Origin of the sequence: Halomonas sp. ML-15, from assembly GCF_014779595.1 — a bacterium.
In the GTDB taxonomy this organism is placed as follows: Bacteria; Pseudomonadota; Gammaproteobacteria; order Pseudomonadales; family Halomonadaceae; genus Franzmannia.
The window spans coordinates 769876-789529 of the sequence record NZ_JACXZT010000019.1 but is presented as its reverse complement, the minus strand read 5'-3'; the positions used below and the strand labels follow the sequence as shown (position 1 = coordinate 789529).

The following is a 19654-nucleotide window of genomic DNA, read 5'->3' as shown; positions in this document are numbered from 1 at the left end:
CCGTTGACGGGATAGTGTCCGTGCAGCCATCCACGTCCTTCTTCCTGTAGTGTTGACTACCCACTGCTCGCACGGCACAGGACAACAATCATGCTACAAGACCTCAATGACGCCCTGATCTTTGCCAAGGTCGTGGACCAGGGCAGCTTCATTGCCGCGGCCAAGCAGTTACACCTTTCCAAGACAACAGTGAGCCGCAAGGTACAAGGGCTTGAGGAGCGACTGGGTGCCCGTCTGCTGCACCGCACCACGCGCAATCTTAGCCTTACCGAGGCCGGTGCCGTTTACTTTGAATACTGCAATCGCATCGCCCAGGATCTGGACCAGGCCGCGAACGCCGTCCAGCGTTTGGAAGATAGCCCGCGTGGCTGGTTGCGGGTCACGGCGCCCTTTACCATGTGTACCGAGTTCACCTCAGATTTAATACGCGAGTTTCGCGAGCGCTATCCCCAGGTGCGCATCGATATGGTGCTATCCAATGATCGCCTTGATCTGGTCACGAATCAGATCGACGTTGCCTTACGGGTCGGTCCGCTACCGGATTCGAGTTTGATCGCTCGTCCTCTGGCGCGTTTTCGCTCTTTTGTCTATGCCAGCGACAGCTATATCGCCCTGCACGGAGAACCAACCGAGCCAGCAGATCTGGCTCGCCACCCCGCCCTGGCCAAGTCCACCGACCAGCGCGGCCAGCGCTATCTGTGGCAGCTGCGCAAAGGGGCGCGCCAGGAGGAGGTCGAGATCGATCCGATTGCCGTCGCCAACGACCCCTTTGTGCTACGCGGGCTCCTCGTCGAGGGGCAAGGGTTGATGTTGACCAGCGAGATCGTCGCCTGCCTGGGGCCGGATGAGCAGCGACTGCAGCGGGTGCTGGAGGGTTGGGAGGGGCCTGAAGTTGAACTCAATGCGGTCTTCCCTGGAGGCCGACTGATATCTCCCAAGGTGCGCACCTTCGTCGACTTCGTCGTCGAGCGCATGCAAATCGGGAACATGCCAACCATCCAGCCGTGGCATCCTCAGGCTCAGCCCGCCGCCGAGGTGACAGAGGACGCCGCAGCAACCGCCTGATTTCGCAGGAACCCTTGTTGCCGAGGCGTGTCGTATAGGTGCTTTCTTGATAAGGAGATCTCATGCCAGAGCACCACAACGACCCCACCCTGCCCAGCCCGCAGTTCCCCGGCAGCCATATCGTGCTCGACGACCGCTACGCTTTCGTGTCCGGGCTGACCGTCGCCGATATCCACGGTACCGAGGGTGATCTAGGCGATATCAAGAAGGAGACACATCGCGTCATGCGCGAACTCGAGCGCATGCTGAAGCTTGTCAACGTGCACATGCGCGACGTGGTAAGGGTCGATGTCCACCTCGCCGACCTCGACGAGATCAGCGATATGGACAGCATCTACGCAGAGTACTTCGAGGGACCCCACTACCCTGCGCGCACCTGCACCGAGTCGCCCAGACTATGCGGCGGCTGCCGGGTCGAGATCACGCTGATGGCGCGCCGGCCGGAGTGACGGCCGTCTCGCCGTTGATGTCGACGCCCAGAAAACCGCCCGACTGGCGCCGCCATAGGGCAGCATAGAGCCCATCAAGCTCTAACAGCTGCTGATGAGTCCCGGTCTCGACGATACGCCCTTCGTCGATCACCACCAGCCGGTCGAGCATGGCGATGGTCGACAGCCGATGGGCAATGGCGATCACCGTCTTGCCCTCCATCAAGGTGTAGAGCTGCTCCTGAATCGCCGCTTCGACCTCGGAATCGAGTGCCGAAGTCGCCTCGTCGAGCACCAGAATCGGCGCGTTCTTGAGCAGCACCCTGGCAATTGCGATGCGCTGCCGCTGCCCGCCGGAAAGCTTGACCCCGCGTTCGCCGACATGGGCATCCAGCCCGCGCCGCCCCTGCACATCGACCAGATCGTCGATAAAGCTATCGGCGTGGGCGCGTCGCACCGCCTCCAGCACCTGCTCCTCACTGGCATGTGGACTGCCGTAGCGAATGTTGTCGCGCAGCGAGCGGTGCAGCAGCGAGGTGTCCTGGGTCACCATGCCGATCTGCTGACGCAGCGACGCCTGGCCGACGCCTGCAATGTCCTGATCGTCGATCAGGATGCGTCCCCCTTCCAGGTCGTAGAAGCGCAGCAGCAGGTTGGCCAGGGTCGACTTGCCGGCGCCGGAGCGGCCGATCACCCCGACCTTCTCGCCGGGCGCAATGGTCAGGCTCATGCCGTCGAACACCCGCTGGGCCTCACCGTCGGGCCGCGCATAGCCGAAGCGCAGCGCATCGAAGCGGATCTCGCCCCGCGATATCTCCAGCGCCTTGGCTTGCGGGGCATCCTTGATCTCGGGCTCGCGGGCGATGGTGTTGATGCCGTCCTGCACCGTGCCGATATTCTCGAACAGCCCCGCCACTTCCCACAGGATCCAGTTGGACATGAAGCGGATACGCATCACCAGCGCAATCGCCACCGCGATAACCCCCAGCGACACCGCCTCCAGGTACCAGGCGCCGATGGCGATGGCCGCCACCCCCGCCAGTAGCAGCGAGTTGAGCAGCGTCAGGCTTACCGTCAGCTTGGTGGCCAGGCGCATCTGGCGGTGCACCGTGGCCATGAAGCCCTCCATGGCATCGCGGGCGTAGTGCTGCTCGCGCTGGGTATCGGCGAACAGCTTGATGGTCTGGATATTGCTGTAGCTGTCGACGATGCGCCCGGTCATCCGCGCCCGGTCGTCGGCCTGATCCATGGAGACCTGGCGGAGGCGCGGTACGAAGACCTTCATGATCGCGACATAGCCGACCAGCCAGGCCACCAGCGGCAGCATCAGCCACGGCTCGGCGCTGCCCATCAGCAGCATGGCACCGGCGAAGTAGACGATCACATAGACCAGCAGGTCCATCAGCTTCATCACCGTCTCGCGAATCGCCAGCGCCGTCTGCATCACCTTCTGCGAGACCCGGCCGGCGAACTCGTCCTGATAGAAGGCCATGCTCTGTCCGAGCATATGGCGGTGCGACAGCCAGCGGCCGATCATCGGGTAGTTGCCGAAGATGCTCTGATGGGTGATCAGCGACTGCAGCAGGGTCAGCAGCGGCAAGCCAATCACCACCAGCGCCGCCATGCCGGCAAGGCGCCAGCCATACTCGGCAAAGAAGCCCTCGCGCTCCGCCGTCGCCAGCCAGTCGACCAGGTCGCCCATATAGCTGAAGAACAGCACCTCGACTGCCGAGACCAGTGCGGTGAGCAGCGACATGACGATCAGCAGCGGCAGTACCGGGCGCGAAAAGTGCAGAATAAAGGCGCCCAGCCCGCGGGGCGGGGTCTCGGGTTCACCGGAGGGATAGGGATTCACCAGGGTTTCGAAGAAGCGGAACATGACATCACCGGTTGTCTTAAGGGCGACTGGCAGGGTAAAACCTCAAGTTAACTAAAGGTCAAGGAAAAACGCATGTCGGCACGAATTCCGCGTGAGCTCAGCGTCGGCGAGGTCGCCGCCCGCAGTGGGGTGGCAGTATCTGCCATCCACTTCTACGAAGCCAAGGGGTTGATCGCCAGCCGCCGCAATGCCGGCAACCAGCGACGCTTCACCCGCGACGTGCTGCGCCGGGTGGCGATCATCAAGGTCGCCCAGCGCACCGGCATCTCGCTGGCCGAGGTGCGTGAGGCCTTCGCCACCCTGCCCGACCACCGCGCTCCCAGCGCCGCCGACTGGCAGCGTCTCTCGGCCAACTGGCGCAAGACCCTCGACGAACGCATTCGCTGCCTGACCCAGCTACGCGATCAGCTCGACCACTGCATCGGCTGCGGCTGCCTGTCGATGGACGACTGCCCGCTGCGTAACCCCCGCGACACCCTCGCCGAGCAGGGCGCCGGGGCACGACTGCTGGAATCGAGCTGAAAGACGCGTACAGGGTGTCGAATCGACGCCGCCAAGATCGACATTGGAGGGTAGACACCAATGTGGAGAGAGCGCATGCGCTTTATGATCATCGTCAAGGCAAGTCAGGACAGTGAAGCCGGCGTCATGCCGGAAGACTGCATGGTCGCCGCCATGGCCGACTATCACGAACAGCTGGCCGCCGCCGGCGCGCTACTCGACGCTTCTGGCCTGCAGCCCAGCGCCAATGGCTGGCGCATCGAGTATCGCGACGGCGAACCGCTGTTGACCGACGGCCCCTTCGGCGAAGCCAAGGAGCTGATCGCCGGCTACACCCTGATCCAGGTAGCCTCGCGGGAAGAGGCGCTGGAGTGGACCCGGCGCTTCCCCAACCCCGGTGGCCCGGGCGGAAACGCCGAGATCGAAGTCCGCCAGCTGTTCGAGCTGGAGGACTTCGCTCCGGGGGAAGGCATCCAACGCTTCCGGGCACTAGGCACCGTCTAGGCCGCTAGCGCCCTCTCAAATGTCGAGGCAGATCTTCCCAAAATGCGCCCCAGACGCCTGGTGGCGGAAGGCATCGGCGATCTGCGCCAGCGGGAAGTGGCGGTCGATCACCGGGCGCATGTCGTTGGCTTCAATTGCCTGGATCATCTCGATCTGCTGACGGCGGCTGCCGACGATCAGGCCCTGCAGGCGCACCTGCTTGGCCATCATCTTGGCCGTGGGCACCTCACCGCTGCCGCCGGTGAGCACGCCGATAAGCGAGATATGCCCGCCGATGCGCACCGCCTCGATGGATTGCGGCAGTGTGCCGGGACCGCCCACCTCGACCACGTGATCGACGCCACGGCCACCGGTGAGCGCCTTGACCCGCTCGCCCCAGTCAGGCTCATCGCGGTAGTTGATGGTGTGCTCGGCGCCCAACTCGCGCAGCCGGGCGAGCTTGTCGTCGGAGGACGAAGTGGCGATGACCCGCGCGCCCATCATGCGCGCGAATTGCAGCGCGAAGATCGACACCCCGCCGGTGCCCAGGGTCAGCACGGTGTCGCCGGCCTTGAGGCCGCCATCGCCGACCAGCGCCCGCCAGGCGGTGAGGCCAGCCGTGGTCAAGGTCGCCGCCTCGGCATGGCTATAGCCAGCCGGCGCGTGGGTGAACCAGTGGGCCGGACGCACTACCTGCTCGCGGGCATAGCCATCGACGCCGTCACCGGGCACGCCGGTGAAGTCGCCCTCGCGTGCCGGGCCTTCCTGCCAGTCGGGGAAGAAGGTCGAGACGACCGAGTCGCCGACGGCAAACTCCTGAACGCCCTCACCGACCGCCTCGACCACCCCGGCGCCGTCGGACATCGGAATGCGGCCGTCGGCGGTGGGCATCATGCCGATGACCACGCCGTAGTCGTGAAAGTTGAGCGAGCTGGCATGCAGCCGCACGCGTATTTCGCCGGCGCCGGGGGCGCCCGGTGCCGGCGCATCGGCTACCTGCAGCTTGTCGAGGCCGCCGGGTTGCGCGAGGGTTACCTGTTGCATGCTATCGATCTCCTGTGGGTAACATTAGCTTGCTAACGTTATACAATGGGGATGGATAGCCCTGACTTCAACCCGGCACCCGCACCCAGCCCTCCATCAGTACCCGCGCACTGCGGCTCATGGTCACCTGCTCGACCCGCCAGTCAGCGCCGACGCGGCTCGCCTTGGCGCCGACCCGCAGCGTGCCCGAGGGATGGCCGAAGCACACCGAGTCGCGCTCGCTGCCGCCGGCGGCCAGGTTGACCAGGGTGCCGGGGATCGCCGCGGCGGCGGCGATGGCCACCGCCGCGGTGCCCATCATGGCGTGGTGCAGCTTGCCCATGGAGATCGCCCGCACCAGCAGGTCGATCTCCTCGGCGTCGACCCGCCTGCCGCTGGAGGCCGTGTAGCCGGCCGGCGGCGCCACGAAGGCCACCTTGGGCGTGTGCTGGCGACCGCCCGCCTCGCTGATGTCATTAATCAGCCCCATGCGCACGGCGCCGTGGGCGCGCAGCGTCTCGAAGCGCAATAGCGCCTTTGGATCGCCGTTGATCGCCTCCTGCAGCTCGGTGCCGGTGTAACCCAGATTGGCGGCGTTGACGAAGATGGTAGGAATGCCGGCATTGATCAGAGTCGCCTGGAGGCGGCCGCTGGCCACCACCTCGCTGGGCACCTCCAGCTCATCCACCAGCTGGCCGGTGGGGAACAGCGCCCCCTCGCCGTCGGCGGGGTTCATAAAGGCCACCGGCACTTCCGCCGCCGGGAAGGTCACGCCGTCGAGTTCGAAATCGCCGGTCTCCTGCACCTGGCCGCCGCTGATCGGCACCCGCGAGACGATGGTCTTCTCGATATTGGCCTGCCAGATGCGCACCTCGACCACCCCGTCGCGGGGAATCCTGGCCGGGTCGACCAGGCCGTTGGCGATGGCGAACGGGCCCACCGCGGCGGAGAGATTGCCGCAGTTACCGCTCCAGTCGACGAAGGGCGTGTCGATGGCGACCTGGCCGAACAGATAGTCGACGTCGTGGTCCGGCGAGGCGCTCGGCGACAGGATCACCGCCTTGCTGGTGCTGGAGGTCGCGCCGCCCATGCCGTCGACCTGCTTCTGGTAGGGGTCGGGGCTGCCCAGCACCCGCAGCAGCAGCGCATCGCGGGCTGCTCCGGGCCGCTGTGCATCAGCCGGCAGGTCTGCGAGGCGGAAGAACACCCCCTTGCTGGTGCCGCCGCGCATATAGACGGCGGGAATGCGGATCTGTGGCGCGTGGCTCATGCGCTGGCCCCCGCGCTGGATTCGAGGAAGTCCTGAGCGAAGCGCTGCAGGACGCCGCCGGCGGAGTAGATGGTCAGCTCCTCCTCGGTATCCAGGCGGCAGATCAGCGGCACCCGCTGGGTCTCGCCATTAGTACGATGAATCACCAGCGTCAGGGTGGCCCGCGGCGCCGGCGTGCCCTCCACGTCATACACCTCGGTGCCGTCCAGCTCGAGGGTGTGGCGGGTGGTGCCCGGCTCGAACTGCAGCGGCATCACCCCCATGCCGACCAGGTTGGTGCGGTGGATACGCTCGAAGCCTTCGGCGACGATTGCCTCGACCCCCGCCAGCGCTACGCCCTTGGCCGCCCAGTCCCGCGACGAGCCCTGGCCATAGTCGGCGCCGGCGATGATGATCAACGGCTGCGCGCGGGCCATGTAGGTCTCGATGGCCTCCCACATGCGGGTCACCTTGCCCTCGGGCTCGAGGCGCGCCAGCGAGCCCTGACGCACCTTGCCATCCTCGTCGCGGACCATCTCGTTGAACAGCTTGGGGTTGGCCAGGGTCGCGCGCTGAGCGGTGAGGTGGTCGCCGCGGTGGGTGGCGTAGGAGTTGAAGTCCTCCTCCGGCAGGCCCATCTTGTCGAGGTACTCCCCCGCCGCGCTGTCGAGCTGGATGGCATTCGACGGCGACAGGTGGTCGGTGGTGATATTGTCGGGCAGGATCGCCAGCGGGCGCATGCCCTTGAGGCCGCGCTCCTGGGCCATATTGCCCTCCCAGTAGGGCGGCCGGCGGATGTAGGTACTCTGCGGACGCCACGCATAGAGCGGCTCGACAAGCGAGCGGGCGTCGCGGTCCAGGTCGAACATCGGGATATAGGTCTGACGGAACTGCTCCGGCTTCACCGCCCGCTTGACGATGGCGTCGATCTCCGCGTCGTCGGGCCAGATATCCTTGAGGGTCACCGCCTGGCCGTCGCTGTCGATGCCCAGCACGTCCTTCTCGATATCGAAGCGGATGGTGCCGGCGATGGCGTAGGCCACCACCAGCGGCGGCGAAGCCAGAAACGCCTGCTTGGCGTGGGGATGAATACGGCCGTCGAAGTTGCGGTTGCCCGACAGCACCGCCACCGAGTAGAGGTCGCGCTCGACGATCTCCTGCTGAATGGCCGGGTCCAGCGCCCCGGACATGCCGTTGCAGGTGGTGCAGGCGTAGCCCACCACGCCGAAGCCCAGGCTCTCCAGCTCGCCCATCAGGCCGGCCTCTTCGAGGTACATCTTGACCGTCTTGGAACCCGGCGCCAGCGATGACTTCACCCACGGCTTGCGCAGCAGGCCGCGGCGGTTGGCGTTGCGCGCAATTAGCCCGGCGGCGACCATATTGCGCGGGTTGGAGGTGTTGGTGCAGCTGGTGATGGCGGCGATGATCACCGCACCATCCGGCAGCTTGCCGGCCTGCTCCTCGGCCCGGGCGGCGTCCAGCCCCACCGCGATGCCGCGCTTGACCAGCTCCGAGGTGGGCAGGTGAGCGTGGGGGTTGGAGGGCCCGGCCAGGGTGCGGGTCACCGTGGAGAGGTCGAAGTGCAGCACGCGCTCGTACTCGACCTCGGTGAGGCTGTCGGCCCACAGCCCGGTGTGCTTGGCGTAGGTCTCCACCAGCGCTACCTGCTCGTCATCGCGGCCGGTAAGGGTGAGATAGTCGATGGTCTGGCTATCGATATAGAACATCGCCGCGGTGGCGCCGTACTCCGGCGTCATGTTGGAGATGGTGGCGCGGTCGCCGATGCTCAGCGCCGCGGCGCCGTCACCGTAGAACTCCAGGTAGGCCCCCACCACCCGCTCGCGGCGCAGAAACTCGGTGATCGCCAGCACCATATCGGTGCCGGTCACGCCGGGCTGCAGCTTGCCGGTCAGCTCCACGCCAATGATATCCGGCAGGCGCATCATCGAGGCGCGGCCGAGCATCACGCTCTCCGCCTCCAGGCCACCCACCCCCACCGAGATCACCCCCAGGGCGTCGGTCATCGGCGTATGGCTGTCGGTGCCGACACAGGTATCCGGGAAGGCGACCCGCTGGCCGTGGGCGTCGGGCTGGACCTGCACCACCGGCGACATCTTCTCCAGATTGATCTGGTGCATGATGCCGTTGCCCGGCGGGATCACGTCGACGTTCTCGAACGCCGTCTTGGTCCAGTTGATGAAGTGGAAGCGGTCGTCGTTGCGGCGATCCTCCACCTGGCGGTTCTTGTCGAAGGCGTCCTGCTCGAAGCCGGCGTGCTCCACCGCCAGCGAGTGGTCGACGATCAGCTGGGTGGGCACCACCGGATTGACCTTGGCCGGGTCACCGCCCTGCTTGGCAATGGCGTCACGCAGGCCGGCCAGATCCACCAGCGCGGTTTGGCCGAGGATGTCGTGGCACACCACCCGCGCCGGGTACCAGGGAAAGTCGAGGTCGCGCTTGCGCTCGATCAGCTGGCGGAGCGCATCACCCAGCAGCGCCGGGTCGCAGCGCCGCACCAGCTGCTCGGCCAGCACCCGTGAGGTGTAGGGCAGACCGGCGTAGGCGCCGGGGGCGATCTCCTCGACCGCGGCACGCGCATCGAAGTAGTCGAGTTCGGTGCCTGGGAGCGGTTTGCGATAGTCGGTATTCATGGTCTCACCCCGTGGAAGTTGGAGGCTGGAATTCGGCTCAGTGGCGCTGCTCGATGGGCAGCCAGCCGCGCGCCTCGGGGCCCACATAGTCCGCGCTGGGGCGGATGATGCGATTGTTCTCGCGCTGCTCGAAGACGTGGGCGCACCAGCCGGTGACCCGCGAACAGACGAAGATCGGCGTGAACAGCTTGGTCGGGATGTCCATGAAGTAATAGGCGCTGGCGTGGAAGAAATCGGCGTTGCAGAACAGCTTCTTCTCGCGCCACATCACCGCCTCGACCCGCTCGGAGACCGGGTAGAGCACGCTGTCGCCAACGTCGTCCGCCAACTGCTTGGACCACGCCTTGATGATCGCGTTGCGCGGATCGGACTCGCGGTAGATGGCGTGGCCGAACCCCATGATCTTCTCCTTGCGTTCGAGCATGCCGAGGATCTCCCGCTCGGCCTCGTCGGCGGAGCGCCAGTCCTCGATCATCGCCATCGCCGCCTCGTTGGCGCCGCCATGCAGCGGGCCGCGCAGCGAGCCGATGGCGCCGGTGACGCAGGAGTGCATATCGGAGAGCGTCGAGGCACACACCCGGGCGGTAAAGGTGGAGGCGTTGAACTCATGCTCGGCATACAGGATCAGCGACACGCTCATCACCCGCGCGTGCAGCTCGCTGGGGGTCTCGTCGCGCAGCAGGTGCAGGAAGTGGCCGCCCACCGAGTCGTCGTCGGTCTCGGTATCGATGCGCACGCCGTCGTGGGAGTAGCGGTACCAGTAGCAGATGATCGACGGCAGCACCGCCAGCAGGCGGTCGGAAACGTCCTGCTGCTGGTCGAAGCGCTCCTCGGTCTCGAGGTTGCCGAGCATCGAGGCGCCGGTGCGCATCACGTCCATCGGGTGAGCGTCGGCGGGGATCTGCTCGAGTACCGCCCGCAGCGGCGCCGGCAGGCCGCGCAGGCCCTTGAGCTTGGTGATATAGGCGTCGAGCTCGGCCTGAGTGGGTAGCTTGCCCTTGAGCAGCAGGTAGGCGACCTCCTCGAAGCGCGCCTTGTCGGCCAGCTCGGCGATATCGTAGCCGCGGTAGGTCAGCCCAGAACCGCTCTGCCCCACGGTGCACAGCGCCGTGCTGCCGGCGCTCTGGCCACGCAGACCGGCGCCTGGTGTTGGTTTATCTGCCATGACGTGTCTCCTTCTCCAAGCCCCCATGGGCCGGTGAATGCTAGGTATTGTTATGGGAAGTCGTTGCGCTCACGCGAGGCGTGGCCTAGGTGTTGTTTTCCTGCACGAACAGCGCATCCAGCTTGCGCTCGAAGTCGTGATAGTTGAGGAAGTCGTAAAGCTCATCGCGGGTCTGCATCAGCTCGACCACATCGCGCTGATGGCCGTTGGCGTGGATGCTCTGATAGACCTTGAGCGCCGCGGCGTTCATGGCGCGGAACGCCGAGAGCGGATAGAGCACCATCTGGCAGCCGGCCTCGGAGAGCTCCTGCTGGGTGAACAGTGGCGTGGCGCCAAACTCGGTGATATTGGCCAGGATTGGCGCATCGACTTGCTCGCAGAAGGCCTGATAGTCGTCCAGGGTGTGTACCGCCTCGGCGAAGATCGCATCGGCGCCGGCCTCGATGCAGGCATTGGCGCGCGCAATAGCGGCGTCCAGCCCCTCCATCTGGAAGGCGTCGGTACGCGCAATCAGGAAGAACTCTGGGTCGATGCGTGCATCGGCAGCAGCCTTGATGCGGTCGACCATCTCAGCCTGACTGACGATCGCCTTGTTGGGGCGATGCCCGCAACGCTTCTGGGCCACCTGATCCTCGAGGTGCACGGCGGCCACGCCGGCACGCTGCATCTCCTTGACCGTGCGCGAGATATTGAAGGCCCCGCCCCAGCCGGTGTCGATATCCACCAGCAGCGGTAGCTCAGTGGCGCCGGTGATGCGGTGGGCGTCCTCGACCACGTCATTCATGGTGGTCATGCCGAGGTCGGGCAGGCCGAAGGAGGCGTTGGCCACCCCGCCGCCGGAGAGATAGATCGCCTGGTGCCCGACTCTCTCGGCCATCAGCGCGGTATAGGCATTGATGGTACCGACGATGGGCAGCGGCTGGTTGGCGTTGAGCGCGGCGCGAAAGCGGGCGCCGGGAGTGGCATGGCTCATGAGACTCTCCTTGAACGGTGGCGTTGGAATAGCAGTCGGTTATGGCGCCGGCTGATCGGCTTCCTGTTCGAGCACCTCGGCGTAGCGCTCCGCGACATTGGCCCGCGAGGCACTGACGTGGCGACGCATCAGCAGCTCGGCAAGCTCGGGGTCACCGCTCTCGATGGCATCGACGATGCGGTGGTGCTCGACGAAGGCCCGCTGCGGGCGGGCGCCGCTGGCGCTGAACTGGGTGCGATAGAGGCGTACCAGGTAGTAGAGGTCATCGCAGAGGATCGTCATCAGCATGCGATTGTGGCTGCCCTGGACGATGCGGTAGTGGAAGTCCAGGTCACCCTCGCGTTGGAAGTAGGCCTCGCCGCGCTTGAGGTCGTCCTGGCGCTCATGCAGCGCCAGCACCTCGCGCAGTCCGGCGATCTCCTCGGCGGTCATGTGTTCGGCGGCCAGTCGAGCCGCCATGCTCTCCAGCGCCTCGCGCACATCGAATAGCTCGAGCAGCTCCTTCATCGACAGCTTGACCACCCGTGCGCCGACATGGGGCACCCGCTCGATCAAGCGGTGCACCTCGAGGCGACGCATCGCCTCGCGCAGCGGCCCACGGGAGATACCGTAGGTCTTCGACAGCCCTGGCTCGGTGATCTTGGCCCCCGGCGCCAGGTCGCCACGCACGATGGCCTCCTGTAGCTGGTTGAAGACCCGCTCGGCGAGGGTTCTGACTTCGGGCGTACTCAATTCTGATGTGGCTTGATTCATGATTAATTGTCGACAATTGGGATCTAATGGCACTCTACCCAGCCACCGCTGAGGAATCAAGCGTCGGCCGCGCTGCGTCGCCTACGCCTTTGGGCGTAGAGGCTGTCGGTCACGGTGCCGACCCACCCAAACATTGTCAACAATAATGCCAAATTAGCATATGCCGTTGATAGGCCGTCTTCATCCAGCGTGGCGTGGATGAGACAAACGCCTGAACGACGCCTAGAATAATGCGCTCGTTGAGGAAAGTGCCGCGCATGACATCACGACTCGAGATCACTGCTCTGCCCTATCAGCCCGATCCATTGGGCTACTTTGCCGTGCTGCGCCAGCAGCCGGGGGCCGTGCTGTTGGATAGCGGGCGCCCCCACGGCCCTGGCGGGCGCTACGATATTCTCAGCGCGCGGCCCCTCGAGATGCTCGAGATCGCCCCCGGTGGCCAGGCGCAAGACAGCCGCGGTCGCAAGCTCCCGGGCACGCCCATCGAGGCGCAAAAAGCGCTGCTGGCCAAGCTGCGGCTCGACCTGCCGGACAGCGACCTGCCGTTTCTCGGCGGGCTGATCGGCTACTGGAGCTACGACCTGGGTCGCAGCCTCGAGCCGCTGGAGGGCCATGCGCGTGACGCCACCCATCTGCCCTGGTGTCGCGTCGGCCTCTACGACTGGGCGCTGATTCAGGACCACCAGCGCCAGCAGAGCTGGCTGGTGGCCAGCGCGCCGCGCCGCGCCGAGGTCGAGCAGTGGCTGGCCATACCGGCGCCGGCAAGCGAACCGTTCAAGATCACCGCGCCGTTCGCCGCCGAGCTCGACCGTGACGGCTACGGCGAGCGCTTTCGCCGCGTGCAGGGCTATATCCAGTCCGGTGACTGCTACCAGATCAACCTCGCCCAGCGCTTCAGCGCGCCCTACCGCGGCGACCTGTGGCAGGCCTACCTGCGGCTGCGCCGGGCCACCCCCACGCCCTTCGCCGGCTACCTGGCCTGGGATGACAAGGCGGTGCTGTCGCTGTCACCGGAACGCTTTCTGCAGGCCCACTACGGCCAGGTCGAGGCGCGACCGATCAAGGGCACCCGCCCGCGCGGCGCCACCCCCGAGGAGGATCGCCGCCTGGCCGAGGCGCTGCTGGCCAGCGACAAGGACCGCGCCGAGAACGTGATGATCGTCGACCTGCTGCGCAACGACCTGGGCCGGGTATGCCGCCCCGGCAGCGTGCGGGTCCCGCAGCTGTGCGCCCTGGAGAGCTACGCCAATGTCCATCACCTGGTCAGCAGCGTGCGCGGCGAGCTGGCCACCCGGCGCTCTACGCTCGACCTGCTGGCGGCCTCCTTCCCCGGCGGCTCGATCACCGGCGCGCCCAAGGTGCGCGCCATGCAGATCATCGACGAGCTGGAACCCAGCCGGCGCAGCGTCTACTGCGGCAGCCTCGGCTATGTCGACCTGCGCGGCCATATGGATACCTCCATCGCCATCCGCACCGCGGTGGCCGACGCTGGCCAGCTGCACCTGTGGGGCGGCGGCGGCCTGGTGGCCGACTCCGATGAAGAGGCCGAGTACCACGAGACCCTCGACAAGATCCGCCACCTGCTGCACGCCCTGGATCAAGACAGTGTTATCACTTAGCACCAATGGCTCTAACGCAGCCGCCTCAAGCTTATTTTTCGATATATAACGATCTAACCAAACGATATTGGGGCGGGGCTGTGCGGCTTTGGTAATCTGGCGCCATTCACCAGAGCGGCGGTCTTTCGCCTTCAGGAGCCAGATAATGGATATCGACAGCATCAACCAGCAGCATGGCAACGACCCCGAAGCCCTCACGCGCTGGGCACTGAGCCTTGGCAAGCGCGCTATCTGCACCACCAACTTCCGCCCCTTCGAAGCGGTCATCCTGCATATGGTGACCCAGGTGCAACCCGATATCCCGGTGGTATGGATGGATAGCGGCTACAACACCGAGGCCACCTATCGCTTCGTCGACGAGGTCGTCAAGCGCCTCGACCTCAACCTGATCACCTACCACCCGCAGCGCTCCCGCGCCCATCGCGAAGCCCTGGAAGGCGACTTTCCCGGCATCGACGACCCGCGCCACGCCGCCTTTACCGAGGAGGTCAAGCTCGAGCCCTTCCAGCGCGCGCTGCGCGAAATGGCCCCCGAGGTGTGGTTCACCGCGCTGCGTGCCGAAGACACCGCCGAGCGTGCCCGCATGCAGCCGGTCTCGCGCAACGCCGACGGGCTGATCAAGGTCGCCCCGGTGCTGCACTGGACCGCCAAGGAGATGTACCAGTACCTGCAGCAGCACGACCTGCCCAACAACTTCGACTACTTCGACCCCACCAAGGTGGAGGAGAAGCGGGAGTGCGGGTTGCATCTGCAGCACTAGGCACTTGCCTGATCACATCGCCTCACAACCATAAGGGCCCGCCGGTATAGCTACCGGCGGGCCCTTATGCATGTTGCTCGATGCGCTTAGCGCGTCGGCAGCTCGATATTCTCGAACAAGTCCTGCTCGTGACGCGGGCCGGCCGCCAGGGCGGCATCCACGATGTCGCGGTCGAGGTGGGCGGCGAAGCCCTGCACGAAGTCGTACATATAGCCGCGCATGAAGGTGCCGCGGCGAATGGCAATCTTGGTGGTCGAGCTGGCGAACAGGTGGCTGGCATCCAGCGCCACCAGATCGCTGTCGGCCTCCGGGTCCACCGCCATATGGGCAACGATCCCTACTCCCATCTTGAGCCGCACATAAGTCTTGATCACGTCGGCGTCGGCGGCAGTGAGCACCACATTGGGCGTCAGGCCACGTGCCTTGAAGGCGTCGTCGAGCTGCGAGCGGCCGGTAAAACCGAACACATAGGTCACCAGCGGGTACTCGGCCAGCGCTTCCAGGGTCAGGGTCTTGACGCTGGCCAGCGGGTGGCCCTTGGGTACCAGCACGCAGCGGTTCCAGCGGTAGCAGGGCAGCAGCACCAGGTCGTTGAACAGCTCCAGCGCCTCGGTGCAGATGGCGAAATCGGCGTGCCCCTCGCTGACCATCTGGGCGATCTGCTTGGGCGTTCCCTGCTGCATATGCAGCGCCACATCGGGGTACTTCTGGGTGAAGTCGTGGATCACCGGCGGCAGCGCATAGCGTGCCTGGGTATGGGTGGTGGCGATCGACAGGCTGCCGCGGCGCTCGTCGCTGTGCTCCTGGGCGACCTGCTTGATATTCTCGGCGGTGCGCAGCACCTGGCCAGCTAGCTCGATGATCGCCTCTCCGGCTGGCGTTACCCGCGTGAGGTGCTTGCCACTGCGGGCAAAAATCTCCACCCCCAGCTCATCCTCGAGCAGGCGGATCTGCTTGGAGATCCCCGGCTGCGAGGTATACAGGCTTTGCGCGGTGGCGGACACGTTGAGGTTGTGGCGCGTGACTTCCCAGATATAGCGCAGCTGCTGCAGTTTCATCCCCGAAACCTCTTGCTGATGGTCGGCCTCCAAGGCCGGTCGGCTAATTCGACAAGGCAATAAGCCAGCATTATTAAATTACTTTATAGCATATAAGAAAGCCCTCCGAAACGGCCACACCTGGCCTGGGCCGAGGCCACCCTGGCGGATACCGATAGCACCTCGCTATTATGAGTATTGGCTAGGTGATATTTGCCAGCAACGCAGGCTGCCGCTAACATCGGTCAGCTAAACCTTGCGAAAGCACGCTCGATACAGCGCAAAGCAACTGGAGATTTACATGGCTAATAACGTCGATGTCACCACTGCCAACTTCGAGCAGGAAGTGCTCAAGGCCGACAAGCCGGTCCTGCTGAAGTTCTGGGCACCCTGGTGCGGCCCCTGCAAGATGATGGCGCCCGTGGTCGATGAAGTCGCCGATGAGCGCGCGGATAACATCAAGGTCGTCAGCGTCAATGTCGACGACGCCCCGGAAATCGCCGCCGAACACGGCGTACGTGGCGTACCCACCGTGATGCTGTTCAAGTCCGGCGCCAAGGTCGCCTCACTGGTCGGCGCCCAGTCCAAGACCCAGCTCGCGCAATTTATCGAGCAGAACGCCTGATCCCAGCGGCGCCTCGCTCGCCAGGCCGACAACTCGCGTCTATTCAGCGCCCCGGTGTTCATCATCGGGGCGCTGCCGTTTGAGGCGCACCCGCCCCGCCATGATCTCATCCTCTGTGGCATTCTTCTCCGCCCCCGGCCCCAGCAGCCGCGCGATCCAGCGCGTATCCGGGTGGCTGTCGAGGGCGATCTTGAGAGTCATGGTCAGCAGCACCGAGAGCAGCATGCCCACCGTGCCAAGGATCCACCCCCACACCACCAGAGACAGAAAGGCCACGAAGGTCGACAGTCCCAGGGCGCGCCCCATCACCCGCGGTTCGACCAGGTTGCCCATCACGAAATTGATTGCCAGGTAGGCCATCGCCAGCACCAGCGCCGAGCCCCAGCCGGCATCGGGCGACACCAGCAGCAGCAGCACCGGGGGAATCGCCGCCAGCGCCGAGCCGATATTGGGAATGAAGTTGAGCCCGAAGGCCAGGGTCGCCCACAGCAGCGGGAAACCCACCCCCACCACGATGCAGGCGATCCACACCAGCACCCCGGTAATCAGGCTGATCACGGTCTTCACCGCCAGGTAGCGCTTGAGGGTCAGGCTGAACTCGCTGATCCGACGCAGGCTGGGTGCCGGGTCGAGCAGCGCCTGGCTGATCTTGTCGCGAAAGTTGAGCGTCTCGAACAGCATGAACACCACCAGCAGCCCGACGATTATGCTCTGGAACAGGAGGTTACCCAGCTGGCCAAGCAAGGTCGGTATCATCTGGGTGACGTTGACATCGTCGAGCCAGTGAGCGAACTGCTCGGGCTGAACCGACATGCCGCGACTTGCCAGCCAATTGAGCAGCTCATAGTAGTAGGCGTAAGCCTGCTCCTCGATATCCGGCAACGCGGCGATAAAGGTGCTGAAGCTATTGGCCAGGAACAGCATCAACAGGATCAACAGAGTGCCTATCACCAGCAGGGTCGCGCACACCGCCTGGCGCAGGCTCAGGCCGTGGCGATTGAGCCACTGTACCGGCGCAGTGCACACCACGGCGATAAACAGCGACAGCAGCAGCGGCACCAGCAGGTCGGCCCCCGCCTTCATCCCGCCGATGATCACCACCAGCGCGGCAAGCGCCAGCGTCAGATTAAGGGGGATGGTGCGAGTAGGCTGATGAGAATCGGGATCCATGGACCTTCCTGGCGAGATGATTGCCTTTCATGATGGCTGGAGTTGACCGCCGAGACAAATCCGCCGCTCGGCGCTCCAGCATAATTAGGGAAACTTAGTGCACTCGCTCGCCGCCTGGGAACCGTGGGCATAGAGTAGGCTCGAAACGTCGTCTACTGCCTGCAAGGAGGCCATTCAATGACACTATCTCGTTTTCGCCCACACCTGCCGCTGGCGCTGCTGCTTGCCGCCACTCTCAGCGCACCGCTGGCCATGGCCGACATGCCTCGGCCCCAGGAGTCGCGGCTCAGCGTACAGGCGCAATCCAGCGTCGAGGTGACCCCCGACAAGGCCAGCCTCAGCGCCCGCCTGTGGGAGCGCACCCCGGCGGTCGCCGCCGGCGACGACCAGCAGACCGACCCGGATGCCCTGCGCGAGGCACGCGAGCGCCTCGAGGAGCGCACCGGCGAGCTGATCCGCACCCTGGAAGAGGCTGGCCTCGAGCGCGATGCCATCAGCGCCGGCTCGCTCAACGTGCGCCCGGACCACGTCAATGCGCCGCGCCAGCAGGACGGCGAGCGCGAGACCCTTGTGCGCACTCAGCTCGAGCGGCCGATCACCCTCACCATCGATGACCTCGAGCAGCTGCCGGTGATTCTCGATGCCCTCACCGAGGCCGGCGTGAACGCCCTGGACGGCGTGCAGTACGACCTCCACGACCGCGAAGCGGCCACCGATCGTGCTCTCACCCAGGCACTGGAGAAGGCCCGCCACAAAGCCGGACTGATGGCCGACACCCTGGAGGTCGAGCTGGGCCGAGTGACCAGCGTCAGCGAAGTGCAGTCGCCGGTATTCATGCCGCGCAATATGGCGATGCGCGCCGACGCCATGGAGAGCCAGGGTGCCAGCGCCGAGTACCGCCCCGGCACCATTAGTGTCGATGCCGAGGTGAGTGTGAGCTGGGAGATCGCCGACTAACCGTTAATCGTTTCCACCCCGCCCATATAGGGCCGCAGCGCGGCGGGGATGGTGATCGAGCCGTCGGCCTGCTGGTGGTTCTCCATCACCGCCAGCAGGCAGCGGCCCACCGCCAGGCCGGAGCCGTTGAGGGTATGCAGCAGCTGCGGCTTCTTCTGCTCCGGATGGCGGAAGCGCGCCTGCATGCGCCGCGCCTGGAAGTCCTCGCAGTTGGAGACCGAGGAGATCTCGCGGTAGGTCTCCTGGCTCGGTAGCCACACTTCCAGGTCGTAGGTCTTGGCCGCGCCAAAGCCCATGTCGCCGGTACACAGCGTGACCACCCGATAGGGCAGCTCGAGCTTCTGCAGGATCGCCTCGGCGTGGCCGCGCATCTCCTCCAGCGCCGCGTAGCTGGTGGCCGGGTCGACCAGCTGCACCATCTCCACCTTGTCGAACTGATGCTGGCGGATCATGCCGCGGGTATCGCGCCCGTGGGAGCCCGCCTCGCTGCGGAAGCACGGCGTATGCGCGGTGAGCTTCAGCGGCAGCGTCTTGTGGTCGAGGATCTCGTCGCGGGCGAAGTTGGTCAGCGGCACCTCGGCGGTGGGGATCAGGTGGAAGCCGCGCTCATCGTCGAGCTTGAACAGATCCTCGCCGAACTTGGGCAGCTGGCCGGTGCCGGTCAGCGACGCCTCGTTGACCATGTAGGGCACATAGCACTCTTCATAGCCGTGCTCGAGGGTCTGGGTGTCGAGCATGAACTGGGTCAAGGCGCGGTGCAGGCGAGCAATCTCGCCACGCATCACCGCGAAGCGCGAGCCGGTCAGCTTGGCCGCCAATTCGAAGTCGAGGTTGGCACACTTGGCGCCCAGATCGACGTGGTCGAGCACCTCGAAGTCGAAGGTCCGCGGCGTGCCCCAGCGGTGCAGCTCGACGTTCTCCTCTTCGCTCTCGCCCTGGGGCACGCTCTCATGGGGCAGGTTGGGCAGCCCCACTACCACTGCATCCCACTCGGCCTGCACCTCGGCCAGGCGCGCCTTGGCGGCGTCCAGGCGGTCACCCAGGTCGCTCACCTCGTCGAGCAGCGGCTGGATATCCTCGCCGGCCGCCTTGGCCTTGCCGATCGCCTTGGAGCGCGTGTTGCGCTCGTTCTGCAGGGTTTCGGTCTCGGTCTGGATCTCGCGACGCCGGGATTCCAGCGCCTCGAGTCGCGCGGTGTCGAGAGTAAAGCCACGCGTGGCCAGTTGTTGGGCAACCTGTTCGAGGTCACCACGCAGCAGTTTCGGATCGAGCATGGAATCCTGTCCGTCGCAATTCGGTGGTGGGGGAAACGCCAA

Annotated in this window: 18 protein-coding genes; 8 read left to right on the top strand and 10 right to left on the bottom strand. The window is 65.4% G+C overall.

Going from position 1 to position 19654, the window contains the following annotated elements:
- Positions 1–90 precede the first annotated feature (90 nt).
- Together IEI94_RS15350 and IEI94_RS15345 are read left to right on the top strand one after the other, a co-directional pair.
- Positions 91–1065, top strand: a complete 975-nt coding sequence (locus IEI94_RS15350; RefSeq protein WP_191168150.1) for a LysR family transcriptional regulator — start codon at positions 91–93, stop codon at positions 1063–1065.
- Positions 1066–1127: 62 nt separating this feature from the next.
- Positions 1128–1514, top strand: a complete 387-nt coding sequence (locus tag IEI94_RS15345) for a RidA family protein (RefSeq protein ID WP_191168149.1) — start codon at positions 1128–1130, stop codon at positions 1512–1514.
- Here the strand turns inward: IEI94_RS15345 and IEI94_RS15340 are convergent.
- Complete coding sequence (locus tag IEI94_RS15340) at positions 1486–3372, bottom strand: ABC transporter ATP-binding protein (protein ID WP_191168148.1); 1887 nt, start codon at positions 3370–3372, stop codon at positions 1486–1488. The two genes, IEI94_RS15345 and IEI94_RS15340, sit on opposite strands and share 29 nt — an antisense overlap.
- 72 nt (positions 3373–3444) lie before the next feature.
- Between IEI94_RS15340 and soxR the strand changes: the two genes are divergently transcribed.
- Positions 3445–3894 carry a redox-sensitive transcriptional activator SoxR gene (soxR, locus tag IEI94_RS15335; protein WP_191168147.1) on the top strand — a complete coding sequence of 150 codons (450 nt, stop codon included), beginning with the start codon at positions 3445–3447 and terminating at the stop codon, positions 3892–3894.
- Between the two features lie 75 nt (positions 3895–3969).
- Positions 3970–4377 carry a YciI family protein gene (locus IEI94_RS15330; RefSeq protein ID WP_191168146.1) on the top strand — a complete coding sequence of 136 codons (408 nt, stop codon included), beginning with the start codon at positions 3970–3972 and terminating at the stop codon, positions 4375–4377.
- A gap of 15 nt (positions 4378–4392) precedes the next feature.
- On the opposite strand, the gene IEI94_RS15325 is transcribed toward IEI94_RS15330, so the two are convergent.
- The 6 genes from IEI94_RS15325 to IEI94_RS15300 all read right to left on the bottom strand — a co-directional run bounded on the left by IEI94_RS15325 (position 4393) and on the right by IEI94_RS15300 (position 12170).
- On the bottom strand, positions 4393–5400 hold the full coding sequence (locus tag IEI94_RS15325; RefSeq protein WP_191168145.1) for a zinc-dependent alcohol dehydrogenase family protein: 1008 nt from the start codon (positions 5398–5400) through the stop codon (positions 4393–4395).
- A gap of 67 nt (positions 5401–5467) precedes the next feature.
- Positions 5468–6649: a 2-methylaconitate cis-trans isomerase PrpF gene (prpF, locus tag IEI94_RS15320; RefSeq protein ID WP_191168144.1), complete on the bottom strand. Its 1182-nt coding sequence runs from the start codon at positions 6647–6649 to the stop codon at positions 5468–5470.
- Positions 6646–9279: a Fe/S-dependent 2-methylisocitrate dehydratase AcnD gene (gene acnD, locus IEI94_RS15315; protein ID WP_191168143.1), complete on the bottom strand. Its 2634-nt coding sequence runs from the start codon at positions 9277–9279 to the stop codon at positions 6646–6648. Before acnD ends, prpF begins: the two co-directional genes overlap by 4 nt.
- A 37-nt stretch (positions 9280–9316) precedes the next feature.
- Entirely contained in the window at positions 9317–10444 is a 1128-nt protein-coding gene (prpC, locus tag IEI94_RS15310; RefSeq protein ID WP_191168142.1) for a 2-methylcitrate synthase, read from the bottom strand.
- An 85-nt stretch (positions 10445–10529) separates the two neighbouring features.
- Entirely contained in the window at positions 10530–11417 is an 888-nt protein-coding gene (gene prpB / locus IEI94_RS15305; RefSeq protein WP_191168141.1) for a methylisocitrate lyase, read from the bottom strand.
- 39 nt (positions 11418–11456) lie between these two features.
- On the bottom strand, positions 11457–12170 hold the full coding sequence (locus tag IEI94_RS15300) for a GntR family transcriptional regulator (RefSeq protein WP_191168140.1): 714 nt from the start codon (positions 12168–12170) through the stop codon (positions 11457–11459).
- Positions 12171–12427: 257 nt separating this feature from the next.
- Here IEI94_RS15300 and pabB point away from each other — a divergent pair, with 257 nt between their 5' ends.
- Both pabB and IEI94_RS15290 read left to right on the top strand, forming a co-directional pair.
- Positions 12428–13789 (top strand): aminodeoxychorismate synthase component I, encoded by a 1362-nt coding sequence (gene pabB, locus IEI94_RS15295; RefSeq protein ID WP_191168139.1) that lies wholly within the window; start codon positions 12428–12430, stop codon positions 13787–13789.
- A gap of 145 nt (positions 13790–13934) precedes the next feature.
- Positions 13935–14549 (top strand): phosphoadenosine phosphosulfate reductase family protein, encoded by a 615-nt coding sequence (locus IEI94_RS15290; RefSeq protein ID WP_191168138.1) that lies wholly within the window; start codon positions 13935–13937, stop codon positions 14547–14549.
- Between the two features lie 86 nt (positions 14550–14635).
- On the opposite strand, the gene cysB is transcribed toward IEI94_RS15290, so the two are convergent.
- A complete protein-coding gene (gene cysB / locus IEI94_RS15285) occupies positions 14636–15607 on the bottom strand; it encodes an HTH-type transcriptional regulator CysB (RefSeq protein WP_191168137.1) in 972 nt (323 codons plus the stop codon).
- A 280-nt stretch (positions 15608–15887) separates the two neighbouring features.
- Between cysB and trxA the strand changes: the two genes are divergently transcribed.
- Positions 15888–16211, top strand: a complete 324-nt coding sequence (trxA, locus tag IEI94_RS15280; RefSeq protein ID WP_191168136.1) for a thioredoxin — start codon at positions 15888–15890, stop codon at positions 16209–16211.
- Between the two features lie 39 nt (positions 16212–16250).
- Here trxA and IEI94_RS15275 read toward each other — a convergent pair whose 3' ends face one another.
- Positions 16251–17381, bottom strand: coding sequence for an AI-2E family transporter (locus IEI94_RS15275; RefSeq protein ID WP_191168135.1), 1131 nt, complete (start codon positions 17379–17381; stop codon positions 16251–16253).
- A 177-nt stretch (positions 17382–17558) separates the two neighbouring features.
- Between IEI94_RS15275 and IEI94_RS15270 the strand changes: the two genes are divergently transcribed.
- Positions 17559–18338: an SIMPL domain-containing protein gene (locus IEI94_RS15270; RefSeq protein WP_191168134.1), complete on the top strand. Its 780-nt coding sequence runs from the start codon at positions 17559–17561 to the stop codon at positions 18336–18338.
- On the opposite strand, the gene serS is transcribed toward IEI94_RS15270, so the two are convergent.
- Complete coding sequence (gene serS, locus IEI94_RS15265) at positions 18335–19612, bottom strand: serine--tRNA ligase (RefSeq protein WP_191168133.1); 1278 nt, start codon at positions 19610–19612, stop codon at positions 18335–18337. The genes IEI94_RS15270 and serS overlap by 4 nt on opposite strands.
- Between the last annotated feature and the right edge of the window lie 42 nt (positions 19613–19654).